Source organism: Bartonella sp. TT110JLCBS, assembly GCF_042193405.1.
GTDB lineage: Bacteria > Pseudomonadota > Alphaproteobacteria > Rhizobiales > Rhizobiaceae > Bartonella.
Genome location: NZ_JBHILT010000342.1, coordinates 1 through 503, shown reverse-complemented (window position 1 = coordinate 503; position 503 = coordinate 1). Strand labels below are relative to the sequence as shown.

Genomic DNA, 503 nt, shown 5'->3' with positions numbered 1-503 from the left:
TTACCAGTTTTTGATTTAGGAAGTATAAGCCCTTGTAACTCGGCAAGTGCGCTTTTGTAGTTATCAACAAACTCTTGCGTTCCATAGGTACCGCGTATTCTAATGCGTTTGCCATGACCAATACGTACATACCATACAATTTTGCCATGTTGAGTAATTTGTTTAACGAGATGAGGAGGACGTGGTTTAGGCATGGTATTTTACATCTTAGAGAGTGCGGTTTCGTAATATTCATTCTTTGACAAATCTAAAAGTTTGTCTGGGTGGTTAACTGAATTTGGTATTGGAATATCGGATTTAAGATAGATAAGCAGTTCACCAGTAGGTTTGATTTCTACGAGTTCACAACCTTGTTTTTTAGCTTCTCTTAAAGCGCGTGCAATGGCTGGTTGCGTTATAGCAGCTGGACGAGGCGCCATATCTTTTCTCCTTACATTGAGATGCAATTCACGTGTGGCGTGAATCACGCATTACTTGAAAGTGTTAAGAAGGGTGGGGGTGCT

1 protein-coding gene and 1 pseudogene are annotated in these 503 nt (G+C 40.6%); both read right to left on the bottom strand.

What is annotated here, in order from left to right:
• Positions 1-194: pseudogene (locus ACFILW_RS11210) on the bottom strand (integrase); the annotation flags it as partial.
• A 6-nt stretch (positions 195-200) separates the two neighbouring features.
• On the bottom strand, positions 201-419 hold the full coding sequence (locus ACFILW_RS11205; protein WP_012755083.1) for a hypothetical protein: 219 nt from the start codon (positions 417-419) through the stop codon (positions 201-203).
• Positions 420-503 lie beyond the last annotated feature (84 nt).